At 67.5% G+C, this 20,157-nt stretch carries 20 protein-coding genes; 6 read left to right on the top strand and 14 right to left on the bottom strand.

The genetic code is table 11. From position 1 onward, the window contains the following. Positions 1-8: 8 nt before the first annotated feature. The 4 genes from pepN to HND92_RS12190 form a co-directional block, all read right to left on the bottom strand. On the bottom strand, positions 9-2,708 hold the full coding sequence (pepN, locus tag HND92_RS12205; RefSeq protein WP_041836338.1) for an aminopeptidase N: 2,700 nt from the start codon (positions 2,706-2,708) through the stop codon (positions 9-11). Between the two features lie 48 nt (positions 2,709-2,756). Next, a protein-coding gene (gene prfB, locus HND92_RS12200) for a peptide chain release factor 2 (protein WP_172207228.1) occupies positions 2,757-3,861 on the bottom strand; the annotation gives its coding sequence in 2 pieces (ribosomal slippage) (positions 2,757-3,779 and positions 3,781-3,861; 1,104 coding nt in all). A 186-nt stretch (positions 3,862-4,047) separates the two neighbouring features. Then, positions 4,048-5,055: a diaminopimelate dehydrogenase gene (locus HND92_RS12195; RefSeq protein ID WP_172207226.1), complete on the bottom strand. Its 1,008-nt coding sequence runs from the start codon at positions 5,053-5,055 to the stop codon at positions 4,048-4,050. Positions 5,056-5,263: 208 nt separating this feature from the next. After that, complete coding sequence (locus HND92_RS12190) at positions 5,264-6,199, bottom strand: alpha/beta fold hydrolase (protein ID WP_172207224.1); 936 nt, start codon at positions 6,197-6,199, stop codon at positions 5,264-5,266. Between the two features lie 127 nt (positions 6,200-6,326). On the opposite strand from HND92_RS12190, the gene HND92_RS12185 reads away from it, so the two are divergent. The 3 genes from HND92_RS12185 to plsY all read left to right on the top strand — a co-directional run bounded on the left by HND92_RS12185 (position 6,327) and on the right by plsY (position 8,635). After that, positions 6,327-7,388, top strand: a complete 1,062-nt coding sequence (locus tag HND92_RS12185) for an aldo/keto reductase (RefSeq protein ID WP_011805911.1) — start codon at positions 6,327-6,329, stop codon at positions 7,386-7,388. Positions 7,389-7,453: 65 nt separating this feature from the next. Next, entirely contained in the window at positions 7,454-7,954 is a 501-nt protein-coding gene (gene ybaK, locus HND92_RS12180; protein ID WP_047350456.1) for a Cys-tRNA(Pro) deacylase, read from the top strand. Between the two features lie 45 nt (positions 7,955-7,999). After that, positions 8,000-8,635, top strand: coding sequence for a glycerol-3-phosphate 1-O-acyltransferase PlsY (gene plsY / locus HND92_RS12175; RefSeq protein WP_103738426.1), 636 nt, complete (start codon positions 8,000-8,002; stop codon positions 8,633-8,635). Positions 8,636-8,713: 78 nt separating this feature from the next. On the opposite strand, the gene HND92_RS12170 is transcribed toward plsY, so the two are convergent. From HND92_RS12170 to HND92_RS12160, 3 genes are read right to left on the bottom strand one after another with little or no spacing between them, the layout of a single operon-like run. Continuing rightward, a complete protein-coding gene (locus tag HND92_RS12170) occupies positions 8,714-9,715 on the bottom strand; it encodes an HD-GYP domain-containing protein (RefSeq protein WP_011805908.1) in 1,002 nt (333 codons plus the stop codon). Between the two features lie 22 nt (positions 9,716-9,737). After that, complete coding sequence (locus tag HND92_RS12165; protein WP_011805907.1) at positions 9,738-10,382, bottom strand: TIGR02281 family clan AA aspartic protease; 645 nt, start codon at positions 10,380-10,382, stop codon at positions 9,738-9,740. Between the two features lie 16 nt (positions 10,383-10,398). Beyond that, positions 10,399-10,884, bottom strand: a complete 486-nt coding sequence (locus HND92_RS12160) for a YajQ family cyclic di-GMP-binding protein (RefSeq protein ID WP_047350459.1) — start codon at positions 10,882-10,884, stop codon at positions 10,399-10,401. Between the two features lie 67 nt (positions 10,885-10,951). Between HND92_RS12160 and murB the strand changes: the two genes are divergently transcribed. Further along, positions 10,952-12,028, top strand: a complete 1,077-nt coding sequence (gene murB / locus HND92_RS12155; RefSeq protein ID WP_172207222.1) for a UDP-N-acetylmuramate dehydrogenase — start codon at positions 10,952-10,954, stop codon at positions 12,026-12,028. Positions 12,029-12,133: 105 nt separating this feature from the next. Here murB and HND92_RS12150 read toward each other — a convergent pair whose 3' ends face one another. From HND92_RS12150 to HND92_RS12140, 3 genes are all read right to left on the bottom strand, one after another. Beyond that, positions 12,134-13,660 carry a DASS family sodium-coupled anion symporter gene (locus HND92_RS12150; protein ID WP_371814893.1) on the bottom strand — a complete coding sequence of 509 codons (1,527 nt, stop codon included), beginning with the start codon at positions 13,658-13,660 and terminating at the stop codon, positions 12,134-12,136. A gap of 199 nt (positions 13,661-13,859) precedes the next feature. Next, the gene (locus HND92_RS12145; protein WP_011805903.1) at positions 13,860-14,315 is read right to left on the bottom strand and encodes a carboxymuconolactone decarboxylase family protein; all 456 of its coding nucleotides are present in this window, start codon (positions 14,313-14,315) and stop codon (positions 13,860-13,862) included. An 82-nt stretch (positions 14,316-14,397) separates the two neighbouring features. Further along, on the bottom strand, positions 14,398-15,210 hold the full coding sequence (locus HND92_RS12140; RefSeq protein ID WP_172207220.1) for a sigma factor-like helix-turn-helix DNA-binding protein: 813 nt from the start codon (positions 15,208-15,210) through the stop codon (positions 14,398-14,400). Between the two features lie 346 nt (positions 15,211-15,556). On the opposite strand from HND92_RS12140, the gene HND92_RS12135 reads away from it, so the two are divergent. Next, positions 15,557-16,225, top strand: coding sequence for a 7-cyano-7-deazaguanine/7-aminomethyl-7-deazaguanine transporter (locus HND92_RS12135; RefSeq protein ID WP_015913664.1), 669 nt, complete (start codon positions 15,557-15,559; stop codon positions 16,223-16,225). Continuing rightward, complete coding sequence (queC, locus tag HND92_RS12130; RefSeq protein ID WP_088886460.1) at positions 16,222-16,941, top strand: 7-cyano-7-deazaguanine synthase QueC; 720 nt, start codon at positions 16,222-16,224, stop codon at positions 16,939-16,941. The genes HND92_RS12135 and queC overlap by 4 nt, the downstream gene beginning before the upstream one ends. 90 nt (positions 16,942-17,031) lie before the next feature. Here queC and argG read toward each other — a convergent pair whose 3' ends face one another. The 4 genes from argG to HND92_RS12110 all read right to left on the bottom strand — a co-directional run bounded on the left by argG (position 17,032) and on the right by HND92_RS12110 (position 20,112). Continuing rightward, the gene (gene argG, locus HND92_RS12125) at positions 17,032-18,378 is read right to left on the bottom strand and encodes an argininosuccinate synthase (protein WP_172207218.1); all 1,347 of its coding nucleotides are present in this window, start codon (positions 18,376-18,378) and stop codon (positions 17,032-17,034) included. A 66-nt stretch (positions 18,379-18,444) separates the two neighbouring features. Next, positions 18,445-18,762, bottom strand: a complete 318-nt coding sequence (locus tag HND92_RS12120; protein WP_011805898.1) for a pyrimidine/purine nucleoside phosphorylase — start codon at positions 18,760-18,762, stop codon at positions 18,445-18,447. A gap of 169 nt (positions 18,763-18,931) precedes the next feature. Then, positions 18,932-19,612 (bottom strand): glycine zipper 2TM domain-containing protein, encoded by a 681-nt coding sequence (locus HND92_RS12115; RefSeq protein ID WP_172207217.1) that lies wholly within the window; start codon positions 19,610-19,612, stop codon positions 18,932-18,934. 113 nt (positions 19,613-19,725) lie between these two features. Beyond that, entirely contained in the window at positions 19,726-20,112 is a 387-nt protein-coding gene (locus tag HND92_RS12110; protein WP_015913663.1) for an ArsC family reductase, read from the bottom strand. Positions 20,113-20,157 lie beyond the last annotated feature (45 nt).

The raw sequence follows: 20,157 nt of genomic DNA, 5'->3' as shown, positions 1-20,157 counted from the left end.
GGCCTTTCTTAATCGGCAAGGGCGCGGGTGACGACTTCGCGCACGTCGTTGGAGAGGTCGGTCTTGGCGGCCACGCGGGAGATGGCTTCGTGGGCGGCCGTGCGGTAAGGCTCGGCGAGCTTCTTCCAGCGGTCCAGCGCGCGCGCCAGGCGGGCGGCCACCTGGGGGTTGAGACTGTCCAGCTCCAGCACGCGGTCGGCCCAGAAGACGTAGCCGGCGGCGTCGGTGCGGTGAAAGCCCCCGGGGTTGCCGTTGCAGTAACTGAAGATCACGCTGCGCGCGCGGTTGGGGTTCTTGAGCTGGAAGTCCGGGTGCTTCATGAGCTGGCGCACGGCGGGCAGCACGTCGCCGCCACGGTCCGGGGCGCTGGCCTGCAGGGCGAACCACTTGTCGATGACCAGCGCGTCGTCCCTGAAGAGCTGATGGAAGCGTGCCAGCGCGGGCTTGGCAAGCTCGTGGCCGCTGCTGACCAGGGCGGACAGCGCGTTGAAGCGGTCCGTCATGTTGCCTGCGTCCTTGAAGCGCTGGTAGGTCTTGCCGGGCCAGACCGTGTCGCCAATTTGTCGCGCGGCCAGGCACAGCATGGACAGCGCCGTGCCGGCCAGGGCACGCCGGGCGCTGCTGGCGACGTCGGGACGGTAGGCTCCAGTGGCGTGGTGCGTTTCCCAGGCCCAGATCCAGTCCTCGCGTAGCGCGGTAGCCAGCTCCATGCGCAGCGCTTCGCGTACGGCGTGCACGCGCTGCGGATCGACCACGTCGAGCTGCTCGGCGATGTAGCTCTCCGATGGCAGCGTGAGCACCAGGTCCTTGAAGGCAGCGTCCAACTGCGGATGGCGCAGCACGTCGCGCATGGCCTGCACGACCCGGGGATTCAAGAGATTTTGGCCTCCAGCGCTTGCCAGGTCAGCGCTGGCAGCTATTGCATTGATAGCAATGCGCAGCAGCAGGCGCTGGCCGGCCTCCCAGCGGTTGAACGCGTCGGTGTCGTGGGCCAGCAGCGTGAGCAGCTGCGCGTCCGTGTAGTCACATTCCAGAATCACCGGCGCGCTGAAGCCGCGCAGCAGCGAGGGCACGGGTTCGCTCGCCACGTTGACGAAGGTGAGCGTCATGGTGGACTCGGTCAGCACCACGGTGCGGTCGGGCGCGCCGGGTGCGGCCTCGCCCTGCAGTTGCAGCGGCAGCGGTGTGCCGTCCGCACCGACGAGGCCCAGCGCGACGGGGATCACGAAGGGCAGCTTTTCCGGCTGGCCCGGGGTGGGGGGGCAGCTTTGAGAGAGAGTGAGCGTGTAAGTCTGCGCGGCTGCGTCGTAGCTTCCCGCGGCCTTGACGCGCGGTGTGCCTGCCTGCGAATACCAGCGCTTGAACTGGTCCAGGCGCTCGCTCAGTTCGCTGCCAGGGTTGGCGTCGGCAATCGCCTGGGCGAAGTCGTCGCAGGTCACGGCCTGGCCGTCATGGCGTTCGAAGTAGAGCTTCATGCCGTGCGCGAAGCCTTCGCGGCCCACGAGGTTGTGCTGCATGCGCACCACCTCGGCACCCTTTTCGTAGATGGTGACGGTGTAGAAGTTGTTGATCTCGACATAGCTGTCGGGCCGCACGGGGTGGGCCATGGGGCCCGCATCCTCGGGGAACTGCACGGTGCGCAGCACGCGCACGTCCTCGATGCGCTTGACGGCGCGCGCGGACGGGCTGCCCGCCATGTCCATGCTGAATTCCTGGTCGCGAAAGACGGTGAGGCCTTCCTTGAGCGACAGCTGGAACCAGTCGCGGCAGGTGACGCGGTTGCCTGTCCAGTTGTGGAAGTACTCGTGGCCCACCACGGACTCGATGTTGGCGAAGTCCACGTCCGTCGCCGTGGCCTGGCTGGCCAGAACGTACTTCGTGTTGAAGATGTTCAGGCCCTTGTTTTCCATGGCGCCCATGTTGAAGTCGCTGGTGGCGACGATCATGAAGCGGTCCAGGTCCAGGCTCAGGCCGAAGCGCGCCTCATCCCACGCGATGCTGGCCATGAGGGAGTTCATGGCGTGCTCGGTCTTCTCCAGGTCGCCTGGGCGCACGTACACCTGCAGCAGATGCTCGCGCCCCGCGCGGCTCTTGATCTTCTGCTCGCGCGCGACCAGCTTGCCGGCCACCAGGGCGAACAGGTAGCTGGGCTTCTTGTGCGGGTCCACCCACTTGGCGAAGTGGCGGCCGTCTTCCAGCTCGCCGCTGTCCACCAGGTTGCCGTTGGACAGCAGCACGGGGTAGTCGGCCTTGCTGGCGCGCAGCAGCACGCTGTAGCTGGCCATGACGTCGGGGCGGTCCAGGAAGTAGGTGATGCGCCGAAAGCCCTCGGCCTCGCACTGCGTGAAGAAGGTGCCCTGGCTCACGTACAGGCCCGACAGCTGGGTGTTCTTGGCGGGTGCGCAGGTGGTGAAAATCTCCAGCTCGAAGGGCTCGGTGCCCTCCGGCAGGTTTTCCAGCACCAGCTGGCCGCCGTCCAGCTTGAACGAGGTGCCGGCGCCGTTGACCATCACGCGCGCCAGGTTCAGCTCGTCGCCATCCAGGCGCAGCGGCTGCGCGGGTACGTCGGCATTGCGGCGCACGCGCAGGCGGCTCAGCACGCGGGTCTTGGCCGGGTCCAGGTCAAAGGTGAGATCCACCGTGTCGATCCAGTACGCGGGGGCCGCGTAGTCGGCACGGTGGATGGCGATGGCTTGTCCTTCTCTCATCATGGCGATGGGCTTTCCAATCTGTGCGGGCGCGTTTGCACGCCCTGTTTAGACACCCTGCTTGAGCGAGGCTTCGATGAAGGCGTCGAGGTCACCGTCCAGCACCTTTTGCGTGGCGGAAATCTCGACGTTGGTGCGCAGATCCTTGATGCGGCTGTTGTCCAGCACGTAGCTGCGGATCTGGTGGCCCCAGCCCACGTCGGTCTTGGTGTCTTCCAGCTTCTGCTGCTCTTCCATGCGCTTGCGCATTTCGAAGTCATACAGGCGCGAGCGCAGGCGCTGCCAGGCCACGTCGCGGTTGCTGTGCTGGCTGCGGCCATCCTGGCACTGCACCACGATCCCCGTGGGGATGTGTGTCAGACGGACGGCCGAATCGGTCTTGTTGATGTGCTGGCCGCCCGCGCCCGAGGCTCGGTAGGTGTCGGTGCGCACGTCGGACGGGTTGATGTTGATCTCGATGGAGTCATCGATCTCGGGGTAGACGAACAGCGAGGCGAACGATGTGTGGCGCCCGCCCGACGAGTCGAACGGCGACTTGCGCACCAGGCGGTGCACGCCGGTCTCGGTGCGCAGCAGGCCGTAGGCGTACTCGCCCTCGATCTTGATCGTGGCGCTCTTGATGCCGGCCACGTCGCCCGGGGTTTCTTCTTCCACCGTGGCCTTGAAGCCCTTGCGCTCGGCGTACTTCAGGTACTGGCGCAGCAGCATGCTGGCCCAGTCACAGGCCTCGGTGCCGCCCGCGCCGGCCTGGATGTCCACGAAGCAGTTCAGCGGGTCTGCCTCATTGCTGAACATGCGGCGGAATTCCAGTTCCTCGATGAGCGGGCGCAGCTTCTCGGCCTCGGCCTCGATGGTCGTCAGGCCGGCCTCGTCGCCTTCTTCCTTGCTCATTTCGTAGAGCTCGGCGTTGTCGGCCAGCTCGGTGGTGAGCTTTTGCAGCGTCAGCACCACGGCGTCGAGCGACTTCTTTTCCTTGCCGAGCTCCTGGGCCTTCTTGGGGTCGTTCCAGACAGCCGGGTCTTCTAGCGATGCGTTGACCGTGCGCAGGCGTTCGAACTTGGCATCGTAGTCAAAGATACCTCCGTAGCTCTTGGGTCCGCTCGGTCAGGTCTTCGAGGGTGGTGCCGATGAGGTTGATGCGTTCTGCTTCCATGGTGCGGGTGTCCTGGTGGTGTCTTGTGAATAACGCGCGATTTTCTCATGGCGGGCTGATGCCCCCGCTAACGCACCCTGCAGCGCCGGGAACCGGCTGGGGTTATATGCGGTTGCTATATTTATGATAGCTATCTGCGCTTGATGGGTGGGCGCTAAAGGCTGTTTTGCCTGATGCCCGCGGGGCTTACAGGAACTGCTCGCGCAGTTCCGCCGCACTCCTGGCCGACAGCAGGGCGGGCGCCACGTCCAGCACGGTCTTGCAACCGAACTGACCCGCCGCGTGCATGCGGTGCACCGCGCGTGCATAGGCCACCAGCACGCTGGCGGTGAACTCGGGGTTGCTGTCCAGCTGCAGTCGGTATTCGATGACTTGCTTGCTGGGCGCCGAGGTGTTGCCGCTGCGGATCACGAACCCGCCGTGCGGCATGGCGCCATGGTCGCGCGCCAGTTCCTCGGCGCTGATGAACTGCACCGTGGTGTCGTACTGGTCAAAGTAGTGCGGCATGCCGACGATGGCCCGGCGCACCGCGTCAGCGTCGGCACCGTCCTGCAGCACCACGAAGCACTCGCGCCGGTGCTTTTCGCGTGTGGACAGCTCGGGCCGCACGCCGCTGCGCACCTTGTCCACTGCCTCGGGCACGGGGATGGTGTACTGCACGCCACCCGCCACGCCGGGCACGCGGCGCACCGCGTCGGAGTGGCCCTGGCTCAGGCCCTTGCCCCAAAAAGTGTAGGTGGCCCCGTCGGGCAGCAGGGCCTCGCCCATCACGCGGTTGATGGAGAACAGGCCCGGGTCCCAGCCGGCCGAGATCAGTGCGGTGGTCTGGCCAGCCTGGGCCGCGGCGTCCACGGCGGCGAAATGCCCGGGGATGCGCGCATGGGTGTCGAAGCTGTCCACCAGATTGAAATGCGCGGCCAGCTCGGGGCTTTGCCGGGGCAGGTCGTCCTTGGAACCACCGCACAGCACCAGCACATCGATAGCGCCCTTGTGGCGCAACAGGCTGTCCATGGCGTGCACCGGAACGCTTGCGCCCAGCGGCTGGAGCTGCGCGGGGTCGCGGCGCGTGAAGATGCCGGCGATCGCCATGTCGGGGTTCTTGGTGATTGCGGCCTCGACGCCGCGCCCCAGATTGCCGTAGCCGACGATGCCGATGCGGGTGGCGGGAGGGTGGGCGTCGCGGTTCTGGTCCATGCGGTGGGGCTACCTTTCGAGGGCTGACAACAAAGCGGCAAAGCGCGGTTGCCCGATTGTCGGCCACGGGCGGCAGCGCCTGCCACGACACCGCGCTGCGCGGCGGGGATATCTGCAGTGGGGCCGCCGCGTGGGCAGCGGCCGCGCCCGTTGCACGACGCTCAGGCGAGCGTGGGCAGCGCGAGCGCCGCGTGCGCAAGGCGTCGACTCAGGCTGCGGGCGCCGGCCCGGCCACGAACGCCTCGATCAGCGCTGCCACGGCCTGCGGCTGGTCGTGGTGCAGCATGTGGCCTGCGTTCTCGACGACGGCATGCCGCACGTCGCGCACCTGGGTCAGGCGCTGGTGGTATTCCTGCAGCGTGTAGCGGCCCTTCCACCACTGGCCCAGGCTGTCGTCGCTGGCATGCACCGAGAGCACCGGCGCAGTGATGGCCTGGTACAGCGCCAGCACCTCGTCCACCCGGTACAGCTGCGGGTTCACGATCTTGTGCGCCGCGTCGCCCTGGATGTGCCAGCGGCCCTGGGCATCTTGCGCCGCCCAATGGCGGGCGAGCCATGCGGCCTTGTCGGAGGGCAGGCGCGGGTTGGTCTTCATCAGCCGCAGGGCCACGCCATCGGCGCTGTCGTAGTGCTTCAGGGCCAGGTCGCCGCGCTCGAACTGGCGGATCTCGTCCATCCACTGCGCCAGCCGCTGGGGGGCCTGCGCCGGCTGGGTGGCGGGCAGGCCGAAGCCCTCCAGGTTCACCAGGCGGCGGATGCGCGATGGCCGCGCGCCGGCATACAGCATGGCCACGTTGCCGCCCATGCTGTGGCCCACCAGGTCCACCGGCTGCTCGCCGGCATAGTGGTCCAGCAGCTGGTCCAGGTCGGCCAGGTAGTCCACGAAGTGGTAGCCGTCGCTCGGTGCGGGCGTGCGCGTGTGGCCGAAGCCGCGCCAGTCCGGCGCGATGATCTGGCGGCCCGCGGCAAAGGCGGCGCTGAAGGCGTCCACCACGAACTGGTAGGACGCGCCCACGTCCATCCAGCCATGCAGCAGCACGAGGGGCGGCGCATCGGCGGGGCGCTCGCCCCAGACCCGCACGTGGTAGTGCAGCGTGCGAACGGGAACGGTCTCGGTGCGGCAAGGGCGTTGGGCTTGGTACATGGGTGGATTATTTCGCGGTGAACCGTCCGCGGCGCGTCGTGGCCGCGACAACTCGGCGGAGTGGGTGCGGCCTGCGCGATGTGACGCGAATCCGTAAACTCGTGCGCAACTGTCTTTCGGAGCCTGCATGCATACCCTTCCCCTTGGCCACAGCGACCTGCACGTCACGCCGATCTGCCTGGGCACCATGACCTTTGGCGAGCAAGTGGCGGAGCCGGCGGCGCACGCCATCCTCGACCGCGCGCTGGAGCGCGGCGTGAACTTCATCGACACGGCCGAGATGTATGCCGTGCCCGCGCGCGAGGCCACCTGTGGCGCCACCGAATCCATCATCGGCCGCTGGTTTGCCAGCCGCCCGGGCATGCGCGGCAAGGTGGTGCTGGCCACCAAGGTGGCGGGCCCGTCGCGCGGCATGCCGTGGATCCGCAAGGGCCAGGGCATGACGGCGGCGGACATCGTCGCCTCGTGTGAGGGCAGCCTGCGCCGGCTGCAGACCGACGTGATCGACCTGTACCAGATCCACTGGCCCGAGCGGCACGTGCCCGCGTTCGGCACGCTGTACTACGACCCGTCCAAGGAAGCCAGCACCACGCCCATCCACGACCAGTTGGAGGCACTGGCCGGCCTGGTGCGTGCGGGCAAGGTGCGCTATGTCGGCCTGTCCAATGAGACGCCCTACGGCGTGCACGAGTTCGTGCGCCTGGCGGAGCAGCACGGGCTGCCGCGCGTGGCGTCGGTCCAGAACCCGTACTGCCTGCTCAACCGCAGCTGGGAAAACGCCATGGACGAGACATGCCACCGCCTGGGCGTGTCGCTGCTTGCGTATTCGCCGCTGGCGTTCGGCCTGCTCACCGGCAAGTTCGACCAGTACGCGCCCGCCGACGCGGGTGCGCCGCAACAGGCGCGCATCGCGCGCTATGAGTCGGTGCGCAAGCAGCGTTGGGGCCGTCCCGAGGCGCTGGCTGCGGCGCGCCGCTACAACCAGCTCGCGCGTGACCACGGCCTGTCGCCCACGCAGATGGCGCTGGCCTTCTGCTACCACCAATGGCGCGTGAGCAGCACCATCATCGGCGTGACATCCCTTGCGCAACTGGACGAAGACCTGGATGCGTGGGACACCCGCTTGTCGCCCGAACTGCTGGCCGCCATCGATGCGGTGCGCTGGGAGATGCGCGATCCGGCGCAATGAGTTTTGGATCGAATCGGCCTGTAACGCTTGACTGGTAAGCGCGGGCAGCTATTGTTTTTGAGTTTATGGCCAAGAAGGACAAGACCGCCCACGTGAGCGAAACCCCTGCCACGCAACTGCTGCGCGCGCACAAGGTCGCCTTCACGGAGCACCCGTACGACTACGTGGAGCATGGCGGCACCGAGGAGTCGGCGCGCCAGCTGGGATTGGACGAACACGTGGTGGTCAAGACGCTGGTGATGCAGGACCAGGACGCCAAGCCGTTGATCGTGCTCATGCACGGCGACTGCAAGGTGTCCACCAAGAACCTTGCGCGCCAGATCGGCGCCAAGAGCGTGGAGCCCTGCAAGCCCGAGGTGGCCAACCGCCACAGCGGCTACCTGGTGGGCGGCACTTCGCCGTTCGGCACGCGCAAGCAGATGCCGGTGTTCATCGAGGAGAGCATCCTGCAGCTGCCGCGCATCGCCATCAACGGCGGGCGCCGCGGCTTCCTGGTGCAGCTGGACCCGCAGGTCTGCGTGCAGCTGCTGGGTGCGCGGCCGGTGCAGTGCGCGCTGGCAGAATAGGGCGGTTTTGCTTTTGTCATTCACCTTCCCTGAGCGCCCCTTGTCGTGAGCACTGTCCTTCTGCCCCTTGCCGCTGCCGTGGCCGCCTACCTGCTGGGCTCCCTGTCGTTTGCCGTCATCGTCAGCCGCGTGATGGGGCTGTCCGACCCGCGCACCTACGGCAGCAAGAACCCCGGCGCCACCAACGTGCTGCGCTCGGGCTCCAAGGCGGCGGCGGCCGTCACGCTGCTGTTCGATGCGCTCAAGGGCTGGCTGCCCGTGGTGCTGGTGCGCTGGTTCGGCGCGCCCTACGGGCTGGAGGAGGGCACCATGGCGCTGGTCGGCCTGGCGGCGTTCCTCGGCCACCTGTGGCCGGTGTTCTTCCGCTTTGAAGGCGGCAAGGGCGTGGCCACGGCGCTGGGAGTGCTCATGGGCATCAGCGGCTGGCTGGGGCTGGCGACGCTGCTCACCTGGGTGATCATTGCGTTCTTCTTCCGCTACTCGTCGCTGGCCTCGCTGGTGGCCGCGGTGTTCGCGCCGTTCTTCTACGTGCTGGGCGGTGGCGTGGCCTGGTACACCGATGCGCGCGTGGGCATGGCCATCGCCGTGATGTCGGGCCTGCTGGCCTGGCGCCACAAGGAAAACATCCAGCGCCTGCTGCAGGGCAAGGAATCGCGCCTGGGCTCCAAGAAGAAAGCCTAAAAGCCGGATACGCGCCTGTCCGCACCCGGCAGGCGGCGCGCAGTGCCGTGTGTTTCCTGATGCGGCAGGCCCGGTTTTTCAGCGGGACAGGGTCTGTGTGCGCTGGGCCGCATAAAGCCCCAGGCGCACCATGGTGCGGTTGTGCAGTTCCACCGTCACCGCCGACCGCGCCAGCGCCGACTGGATGCGCGGCTGTCCGCGCACCGTGTGGTAGAGCGCGGGCGAGGCCAGCGGCTCGCCCTTGGCATCCAGCACGCTGGCCACCAGCGGGAAGTTCGCCCGCTCGCTGCGGCGCAGCACGACGGCCGTCTCGCCATTGTCCAGGCGCACGAACGTGCCCGGCGGGCACAGGCCCACGGTGCGCACCAGCATGAGGCTGGCTTCGTCGCGCGCGTCGCTGTCCTGGCCCACGATGGCGCGTACCGAGTCGGTGGCGCTGCGGCCGGCGCGGGACTTGCGCGGGCTGATCAGGGCCGCGTAGCGGTCGATGGTGCTCAGGATGCGCGTGAGCCGCTCCCGAACGGGCAGGCTCGCCAGGGGCACGGCCGCGTCGGACGAGGGCGCATGGTGCGTCGCCACGATCTCCAGCCACAGGTCGTTGGTGACCTGCAGATCTTCCAGCATGTCCAGTCCAAGCCGAGGGTGGCTGGCCACGACCTGCTGCTGCTCGGCCGTGAGCGGCTCGCGCTGCACCGCCAGCGCATCCTGCAGCGCCGTCATGCCGATGTTCATGGTGAACGCCGCGCGCACCAGGCTGTCGCGCTCCTGCGGCGGCAACTGCAACTCCTGCGCCAGGATGTGGCACAGCGTGCCGCACACCAGCGCATGCGATGCGCTGTAGCCCACGGTGGAGGTGGCGGCGAGCTGGAACATGAGGTACAGCGCGGCGTCGATGTCGTGCGCCACCAGGTCCTGAAGCCAGCGGTCGCACTGGCGCACCTTGGCCACGAAGTCGCGCGCCTGCCGTGGCCGCGCGAGCAGCGCCGACAGGGCGGACTCCAGGTCGGACCACTGGCCCAGCAGGTCTTCGTAGTCGCTGCCCGACGGATCGGTGCCACTGGGTTGGGGCTGTGCGGACATGGGGGCCTGAGGGCGACGCGCGTCAGCGGCGGCGTTGCAGCACCATCTCGTCGCCGCTGCGGTTCATGTGGAATTCGCGCAGGAAGCTGTTGCCCAGCAGCACATAGGGCATGGCCTCCGCGGTGACGATGGCGTCCACGCTGCGCAGTTCCACATCGCCCACCCGCACGGACTCCAGCCGCATGCGCCAGCCCTGCGCCGTGCCGTTGGCGGTGTTCATCATCACGGGCTGGCCCTGTTCGAACTTCAGGCCCATGCGCTGCGCGTCGGGCCGGCCGATGGCCACGGTGGTGGCGCCCGTGTCCACCATGTACTGCATCACGCGACCGTTGATGAAGCCGCTGTTGATGAAATGCCCGCGCGCGTCGGCCTTGAGCACGATACGCTGGCCGGCCGCGCTGCCGCCAATGCTCACGGGCGACTCGCCCAGCTGAATCGCGCGCTGCGCGCCCGCGACCTCCAGCACCACGCCGTCGCGGCCCACCGAGACCACGCGCACGCCCATGTGCGAGCCGCCCGGTGCCACGCTGCGCGGCGCGCTGCCGTCCACCACCAGCAGGGCCTTGCCGCCCAGGATGCCGGCCAGCGCCACGCTTTGCGCGTAGGCGGCGGGCAGGCCGGTGGCTGCCAGCAGGGCGGCGGCCAGGCGCAGGGTCAGGCGGTGCATGGGCGGCGGGCAGTCATCAGTCGCGGAAGTTGTCGAACGTGAGCGGCAGGTCGGCGATGTCCTTGCGGATCAGCGCCATGGCGGCCTGCAGGTCGTCGCGCTTGGCGCCGGTGACGCGCACCTTGTCTTCCTGGATGGCCGCCTGCAGTTTGAGCTTGCTGTCCTTGATCAGGCGCTGGATCTTCTTGGCCTGCTCGCTGTCAATGCCGTTCTTGACCTTCACCACCTGCTTGAGCTTGTCGCCGCCGATCTTCTGGGGCTTTTGCACGTCCAGGAAGCGCACGTCCACGTTGCGCTTGGTGAGCTTGTTGCGCAGGATGTCCTCGACCTGCTGCAGCTGGAAGTCGGCGTCGCCGTACAGCGTGATTTCCTTGTCTTTCAGCTCGACGGCGGCAGAGGTGCCCTTGAAGTCGAAGCGCGTGCCGATCTCCTTGGCGGTGTTCTCCACGGCGTTTTTCACTTCAACGAAGTTGGCTTCACAGACGGTATCAAAAGAAGGCATGGCATCACTCGCGGCTAACTCGGTACAAACCCGCGCCCGCCTGGGGGCGGGTGCGACAATCCGGTCGATGTTAGTCGAGAAAAATGTTCCCCTGCAGACTTACAACACCTTCGGCATCGCCGCGCGTGCGCACACCCTGGTGCGCGTGCGCTCGGCCAAGGACGTGCACGACCTGCTGGGCGACCACCGCTTGGAGCGCCAGCCGGTGTTCGTGCTGGGGGGCGGCAGCAACATCGTGCTGACCGGCGACGTCAAGCCCCTCGTGCTGAAGATGGAGATCAAGGGCCTGCGCCTGCTGGAAGACACCGACAAGGCCTGGATCGTGGAGGCCGGCGCGGGCGAGGTCTGGCACGAGGCCGTGGCCTGGACGCTGGCCCAGGGCTACCCCGGCCTGGAGAACCTGGCGCTGATTCCCGGCACCGTGGGCGCGGCGCCCGTGCAGAACATCGGCGCCTACGGCGTGGAACTGCAGGACCGCTTTCATTCCCTGGTGGCCATCGACCTGGCCACGGGCCGCCCCTTCACGCTGGACGCAGCCCAGTGCGCCTTCGGCTACCGCGACTCGGTGTTCAAGCATGCCGCGCCCCAGGCGCCGCACGAGGGCGGGGGGCTGCACCGTGGCATGGGGCTGGCCGGGCGCGCGGTCATCACCCATGTGCGCTTTCTGCTGCGCAAGGACTGGGCGCCTGAGCTGGGCTACCTGGACCTGGAGCGCAAGCGCCAGGAGGCGGGCGTGGACCGGCCCACGGCGCAGCAGATCTTTGACTGGGTGTGCGAGATCCGCCGTGCCAAGCTGCCCGACCCGGCCGTGATCGGCAACGCCGGCAGCTTCTTCAAGAACCCCACGGTCACGCCCGAGCAGTGCCAGGACATCATCGCGCGCGACCCGAAGATCGTGCACTACCCCATGCCCGACGGCACCATCAAGCTGGCGGCGGGCTGGCTCATCGACGCCTGCGGTTGGAAGGGCAAGACGGTGGGCAAGGCCGGCGTGTACGACAAGCAGGCGCTGGTGCTGGTCAACCGCGGCACGCCCGACGACAGCGTGACCGGCGGCGAGGTGATGACGCTGGCGCGCGCCATCCAGACCAGCGTGTACGAGCGCTTCGGCATCCGGCTGGAGCCGGAGCCGGTGGTGGTCTAGCAGGCGGTAGCTGCTAACCTTTTGATAGCTGCTACCGCTTATCAGTAAAAGGCTACAGGCCAAAAATGCCTGTAATCGCATGGGCCACCGGCCGGCGATGGGGCCTCAGCGCGCCGGCAGGGTCATGTAGCCCATCCAGGGCCAGTAGGTCAGCGCAAACACCACCAGCAGCGCGATGGCCACGGCGGTGAGCACCAGGCCCGTGCGCACATAGTCCTTGATGTCGAAGGTGTCGGTGCCGTAGGCCAGCATGCCCTGGGGCGAGTTCACCGGCAGGATGAAGCCGATGCTGACCACGAACTGCAGCAGCATGGTCATGCCGATGGGGTTGATGCCCGGCGTCTGCACCGCCTGCAGCACGCTGATGATGATCGGGATCATGGTGGAGGCCAGGCCTGTGGCGCTGGCAAAACCCAGGTGGATCACGATCAGGAACAGGGCCAGCAGCATGAAGATGGCAAATGCCGTGGCGTTGGCCAGGCCGAGGCTGTCCACGATCAGGCGGGCCAGCCAGGGCGCGGCCTCGGTCTTGAGCAGGGCCGCACCCATGGCGATGCCCACGGCGAACAGCAGCACCGTGCCCCAGGGAAAGCCCCTTTGCGACTCCTTCCAGCCCATCACGCCCAGGCGCGGCAGCAGCATCAGTGCGATGGCCACGATGGTGGAGGTGGTGGTGTCCACGTCGTGCAGCACGCCCTCGGTCGCCCAGAAGCCCAGCAGCACCAGCGTGATGCCCAGCAGCTTCCACTGGTTGGCGGTCATGGCGCCCAGTTCTGCCAACTGGCGCTGGATGGCCTCGCGCCCACCGACGATATGGTCCATCTCGGGCTTGAGCATGCGCGTCATGATGAAGTACAGCGCAAAGGTCAGCACGATGGAATACGGCGCGCCAGCCACGAACCACTCGCCCCAGGTGATGGTCTGGCCGAACTGCTTTTCAATGAAGCCGATGGCCACCATGTTCTGTGCGGCGGCCGTCTTGATGCCGATGTTCCATACGCTGGCGGTCTGCGCGGCGGTGATCACCAACAGGGCTGCGAACTTACTGCGCCGGTCCGCGCCGAAGGCCGACAGAAAGCCCAGCATGATCGGCATGAGGCAGGCCACACGTGCCGTGGCGCTGGGCACGATGAACGACAGCAGAAAGCCCACCAGGATCGCGCCCATCGCCACGTGGTTGGCGCGTGCGGGCACGTACGAGAGCACCTGCAGCGCGATGCGCTTGTCCAACTGCGTGGCCGTCATGGCCGCGGCGATGAAGCAAGCCGCCGCCACCAGCACCACGGCGCTGTTGCTGAAGCCCCCCAGGGCATAGGGCAGCGCGGCGCGCGTGCCCATCATGGCGCCTGCCGCCTCCTTGCCTGGCACGGGGCTGATGGCCAGCAGGACGATCATCAGCGCGCCGATAACGACGGCGCTCACCGCATAGTCGAGAGCTTCCGTCATCCACAGGATCACCGCGAAAGCGAGGATGGCCAGCATCATCTGCCCGGCCTGCGGCAGGCCCGGCAGGGCGGGCATGAACGCGATGGCCAGCAGCACCGCGATGGCGGCCCATAGACCTATGCGCTGCGTGAACGTGAAGCCCCCAGCAGCGGGTGCAGGAGCGGGGGGGATGAGGCCGGGGACGATGGCATGGCAGCTTCCTTTCTCTTTGTTAGGCCCCGGCCGGGCCGAGGCTCGCGGTCATTGTGCGCCGCTGTTGCCAGGCTGCTGATGACAGTTCGCGGGTCTGTGGCGGAAGCATGACATGCGTCAAGATTTTCGGGTCCTTAGGCGGCGGCGCCCCCATGCTTGCCCTGGCGCGTTGTCAGGGTTTCCGCTCGCATGCTCAGGCTGGCGTGTGGATCCCGGGCGGGGTGCGAAAGGCGACGCTGAGCCGGTTCCACCCGTTGATCGCGACGATGGCCATCGACAGCTCCACGATCTCCGCTTCGCTGAACTGCGCGCGCACCTCGTCGTACACGGCGTCGGACACCTGCGACTGCTCCAGGCGCGTGAGGGCCTCGGTCCAGGCCAGTGCGGCACATTCGCGCGCATCGAACACGCCGCTCTCGCGGCAGGCGCTGAGCAGGTGCAGCCGCCGGTCGCTTTCGCCATGCTCGCGCGCCTCGCGGGCGTGCATGTCGATGCAGAACGCGCAGCCATTGATTTGCGAGGCGCGCATCTTCACCAGCTCGTGCAACTGGACGGGTAGTTGCCCCGCATCGACGTGTTTTTGCAGGCCGTACATGGCGGCATAGCTTGCGGCGTGGCGAGGGAGGTTGATGCGGGGGGCTGAGGACATGGAAGGCCCCTTGCAGGGGGGTGAGAGAAAAGGGGTGAACGCGGCGCCGCCGCGCAGACGGTGCCGGGCGAAGCGCGCAGGCCTACAGGCCGCGCAGCTTGTCGGGGTTGAGGACGGAATACACCGCGTGGATATGTACGCCGTCGGTCTCGAAGGCCATGACGGCGCGCACGCCGCCCGCGTCGCGCAGCAGCAGCCCGGGGCCGCCGTTGACGTCCACCGCTTCCATGGTCTGGTGGCTCAGGTAGAGGCGCCACACCGACGCGGCCAGGCGTGCGATCGCACGCGGCCCGTGCAGCAGCTTGGCGGCGGCGCGCACCTTGCCGCCGCCGTCGGCGGTCCACTGCGCATCCTCGGCGAACAGCGCCAGCAGCGCCGCATGGTCCTGCGTGCGCATGGCCTGCACGAAGCGCTCCACCAGCGCACGCGACGCCTCGGGTGTGGCCGTGAAGCGCACCCTGGGCTGGCGCACCTGGGTGCGCGCGCGGTGCACCAGCTGGCGGCAGGCGGCCTCGCCCTTGCCCAGCACGCTCGCCACCTCGGGGTAGTCGCTGTCGAACACGTCGTGCAGCAGGAAGGCGGCGCGCTCGTCGGGCGTGAGGCGCTCCAGCACCACGAGCAGCGCCACGGACAGGTCGCTGGCCAGTTCGGCGCGTGCATCGGCGGCCGGGGCGCTGTCGCCGGGGATCCACGGTTCCGGCAGCCAGGGGCCGTCATAGGCCGTGCGTTCTATGCGCGCGGCGCGCAGCCGGTCCACGCACAGCCGGGTGACGGTGGTGATCACCCAGGCATCCTGCAGCACGTCCTCGGCATCGGTGCGGCTGCCCAGCATGCGGTAGGCCACGCCCGCCAGGCGTGGGCGGTGCTGCTGAAAGGCGGCGAGGTGCTGGTCCATGGCGAGTGAGGTTGTCGCGTTCACGCCCCTAAGACGTGCGGTGCATGCATTGTGTGACGGGTGCCTTGAAAAAAATACGCGGCGCAACCCTGTGCGCGGGTGGGATGCGCAAATGTGCCTACAATCGCGCCCCGGCTCTGTTGCCACCATGGGTTCCCTCGCCCCCATCCAGGAACCTCCGCAACACCTGTAGTGCCGCACGCATCTGTGGGCTCGGTGGCCTGCGTCGATGCAAATCCTCGGGGTGGCCCTGCCACCGCTGTGGTTTGCGCTTCGCGTCCCATACCGATTTGCAGCGTGCTGATCCCTACAGGTATTGCAGAGGTCCCATCCAAAAAGGACTGCCATGACCTCGCTGAAGGCACCATCGCGCGTGCCGTTGTACCTCTCCCTCCTGGTGGCGTTCCATATCGCCATCGTCATCGCCAGCAACTACCTGGTGCAACTGCCCATCAATTTGCTGGGCTTTCACAGCACCTGGGGGGCGTTCAGCTTCCCGTTCATCTTTCTGGCCACCGACCTGACGGTGCGGCTCATCGGCAAGGCCGAGGCGCGCCGCGTCATCACCCGCGCCATGCTGCCGGCGCTGGTGGCGTCGTATGTGGTGGGCGTGCTGTTCCATGAAGGCCGCTTCAACGGCTGGGCGGCGCTGGGTGACTTCAACACCTTCGTGTTCCGCATCGCCTTTGCCAGCTTTGCCGCCTACGTGCTGGGGCAACTGCTGGACATCCAGGTGTTCGACCGTATCCGCCAGAGCAGCCGCTCGTGGTGGCTGGCGCCTGCGGCGGCGTCGGTGTTCGGCCAGGCGCTGGATACGGCGGCGTTCTTCTCCATCGCCTTCTGGCGCAGCCCCGACGCGTTCATGGCCGCCCACTGGGGCGAAATCGCCGTGGTGGACTATGTCATCAAGCTGGCCGTGAGCCTGTTGTTCTTCGTGCCGGCCTACGGAGTGGCGCTGGCCGCCATCGTGCGCAGCATGCGCGAGGGCGCGGCCCCGCTCGCGACCGCGCCATGAGCCGCCTGCCGCAGCGGCGCGCGCTGGTGCTGCTGTCGGGCGGGCAGGACTCCGCGACCTGCCTGGCCTGGGCGCTGGCGCGCTATGGGCATGTGGAAACCCTGGGCTTTGACTACGGACAGCGCCACCGCGTCGAGCTGGACTGCCGGCAGCGGCTGATCGACGGGGTGCGCGCCCTGCCGTGGCCGGGACAGTTGGGGCCGGACCACATGCTGACGGTGGACGTGCTCGCGCAGTTGGGTGGCAGCGCCATGACCGAAGACGTGGCCATCGCCATGCAGGCGGACGGTTTGCCCAACACCTTTGTGCCGGGGCGCAACCTGCTGTTCTTCACCCTGGCGGCGGCGCTGGCCTATCGGCGCGGGCTGGATGTGCTGGTGGGCGGCATGTCCGAGACCGACTATTCCGGCTACCCCGACTGCCGCGACAGCACGCTGAAGGCGCTGCAGGTGGCGCTGAGTCTGGGCGTGGACCGCCCGCTGACGCTGGAAACTCCGCTGATGTGGCGCAGCAAGGCCGACACCTGGGCCCTGGCGCAGCGGCTGGGCGGCGACGCCCTGGTCGAACTGATCCGGTGTGAGTCACACACCTGCTACCTGGGCCAGCGCGGCGACCTGCACGCCTGGGGCCACGGCTGCGGCGGCTGCCCCGCCTGCGAACTGCGCGCACAGGGGTGGGAGCAGTGGACCGCGCAGCGCTCTTTGAACGGCGCATAAAAAAACCACCCGGCATGCCTGCCGGGTGGTAGCTTCTGTTTTTGTAGCTGTTAGCGCCCGTCCATCAAGCGCTAGAGGCCTGTTTGATGCTTATTTTTTCTTCGCGCCGCCGTCTTCCAGCTGCGCCAGCGCGGCATTGCCGCCCAGCGACAGCAGGCCGGCGCGTGCATACACGCCCAGCTTGCCGCGCGTGTCGGAGATGTCCAGGTTGCGCATGGTCAACTGGCCGATGCGGTCCAGCGGGCTGAACGGCGCGTCTTCCACCTTTTCCATCGACAGGCGCTCGGGCGCGTAGGTCAGGTTGGGCGACTCGGTGTTCAGGATGGAGTAGTCGTTGCCGCGACGCAGTTCGAGCGTCACGGTGCCGGTCACGGCGCGCGCCACCCAGCGCTGGGCGGTCTCGCGCAGCATGATGGCCTGCGGGTCGAACCAGCGGCCCTGGTACAGCAGGCGGCCGAGCTTCAGGCCGTTCAGGCGGTACTGCTCGATGGTGTCTTCGTTGTGGATGCCGGTGACCAGGCGCTCGTAGGCGATGTGCAGCAGCGCCATGCCGGGGGCTTCGTAGATGCCGCGGCTCTTGGCTTCGATGATGCGGTTCTCGATCTGGTCGCTCATCCCTAAGCCGTGGCGGCCGCCGATGCGGTTCAATTCCAGGAACAGCTCCACAGGGTCGGCGATCTCCTTGCCGTTCACGGCCACGGGTTGCCCCTCGTCGAAGGTGATCGACACTTCTTCGGCCGGCACGTCGACTTCGGGCTTCCAGAACGCCACGCCCATGATGGGATTGACGATGCGGATGCCGCTGCTGAGGAACTCCAGGTCCTTCGCTTCGTGCGTGGCGCCCAGCATGTTGCTGTCGGTGCTGTACGCCTTTTCGGCGCTCATCTTGTAGCCGAAGCCTTCCTTGGTCATGAAGGCCGACATCTCGGCGCGCCCGCCCAGCTCGTCGATGAACTTCTGGTCCAGCCAGGGCTTGTAGATCTTCAGCGCGGGGTTGGTGAGCAGGCCGTAGCGGTAGAAGCGCTCGATGTCGTTGCCCTTGAAGGTGGAGCCGTCGCCCCAGATGTGGACGTCGTCTTCCTTCATCGCGGCCACCAGCATGGTGCCCGTCACGGCGCGGCCCAGCGGCGTGGTGTTGAAATAGGTGATGCCACCGGTGCTGATGTGGAAAGCTCCGGCCTGGATGGCGGCAATGCCCTCGTGCGCCAGCTGCGTGCGGCAGTCGATCAGGCGGGCCTTCTCGGCGCCGTATTCCATGGCCTTGCGGGGGATCTCGTCGTAGTCGGCTTCGTCAGGCTGGCCCAGGTTGGCGGTGTAGGCGTAGGGCAGGGCGCCCTTGTTCTTCATCCAGCGCAGCGCGGCGCTGGTGTCGAGGCCGCCCGAGAAGGCGATGCCGACCTTCTGGCCGACGGGGAGGTGTTGCAGGATGGTTGCCATGGGATTCTCTTGAAAATTGATAGCTGCCCGCGCTTGTGTGGTAAGCGTTGGAGGCTTAAAACATGCTCAGCCGTAGTGGCAGATGTAGTGGAAGGCCTCGGTCACGCGGATGTTGAATTTGGAATTGCCCGGCACGCTGAACTTCTCGCCCGCGCCCACCTTGACCCAGGCGTCGGTGCCGTCCAGCTGGTATTCGCAGGATCCGCCCACGCATTCCATGATCTCGGGTGCGCCCGTGCCGAACGTTAACGTGGCCGGCAGCACCACACCCACCGACTTCTTCGTGCCATCGGGGTACGTGAGGTTGTGGCTCACGCACTTGCCGTCAAAGTACACATTGGCCTGGGTGGTGACGGAAACACCGTCGATTTTTTCGGTGGTCATGGATGGGGACGCAGAGGATGGGACAAACCATCGATTCTAGAGCCTGCGCGTGCCGGCGCGCCCCGTGCGGGCGCGGGGCGACGTTGGCCCCGCAGCAACGAAAAAGGGCTCCGAAGAGCCCTCTGGCATGTGCCGTCTGCGTGCTGGCCGCCAGGCCGTGGCGCTCTGCTCAGCGCCAGTAACGGTCGTGGTAGCGGGGCGGGCGGTAGGGATGGCCATAGTTGTCGCGGTATTCGATCACGGTGACGGGCGGCTCCACGATGTAGGCCGGCGGGCCCGGCTGGGTGGACACCACCACGCCCGGCTGGGCATAGCCGCCGGAATAGGTGGGAGAGTAGGTGGGGGCGTAGGTGGGCGGGTATCCGGCGGGAGCGCGCGACACTCCCGGCACCGTCGGCTGCACGGTGAGTGGAATCCACGCGCCTGGGTCCGTCTGCGTGCGCGTGTTGTAGTGCCGGCCGGCGTATTCGTAGACCACGTCGTAGCCGACGATCTGGTTGTCGTAGTAGGTTTCGGTCGTGCAGCGCTGCACATTCTGGTAGCCGGGGCGACCGCCCTCGATCTGGTTGCCCAGCACCGCGCCACCAATCACACCCAGGGCCGTGGCCGCGGCGCGGCCGCTGCCGCCGCCAATGGCGTTGCCCGCGGCGCCGCCGGCAATCGCGCCCAGCACCGCGCCCGCGCCGGAGGTGGGGCGGGCGCCGCTGTAGATGGTTTCGTTGCCGCAGACCTGCTGCGGAATCGCGATCTGCTCGGTGATGGGCGTGGCCGACAGCACGCGGCCCTGTTCCTGTGCCTGGGCGGCCAGCGCGGCCGTGGCCAGGGTCGCGAGGACAAAAATCTTGTTCATGGGCAAAAAGCTCCTTTCGGTCGGCCTACAACGCGCCGAACCTGCGGGAAGTTTCAGCCCGGCGCGTCAACACACCCGCGCCGACCCGTAAATCTGCGTAAAGATGTGTTGCCTCATGCCTTGGAGTGGCTGGCCGCGCGTGCGTTCCATGCCTCGGGGCTGAAGCCCACCGTCACGTCACCCGCGGGGCTGCCCTGCCACTCGACCACGGGCCGCTTGATGACCGAGGGCTGCTCGCACATCAGCGTGGCCGCGCTGGGGGCGTCCGTCACGCCGGCCTGCACGGTCGCGTCCAGCTTGCGCCAGGTCGTGCCCTGGCGGTTGAGCAGCTTCTCCCAGCCCACGGCAGCCATCCACGCGGGCAGGCGCTCTGCGGGCACGCCTTGCTTCTTGAAGTCGTGGAACTGGTAGGCCAAGCCTTGCTCCTGCAGCCAGGCGCGGGCCTTCTTGACGGTGTCGCAGTTGGGAATGCCGTAGACGATGATCGTGGGGGTACTCATGGCCCGGGATCATCGCGCAAGCCCGGCTCGGCGACAATTCACGGG

This window comes from Diaphorobacter sp. JS3050 (assembly GCF_013154915.1).
Lineage (GTDB): Bacteria > Pseudomonadota > Gammaproteobacteria > Burkholderiales > Burkholderiaceae_C > Diaphorobacter > Diaphorobacter nitroreducens.
Note: the sequence above shows the minus strand (reverse complement) of the source record. Positions and strands in the feature narration are given on the sequence as shown.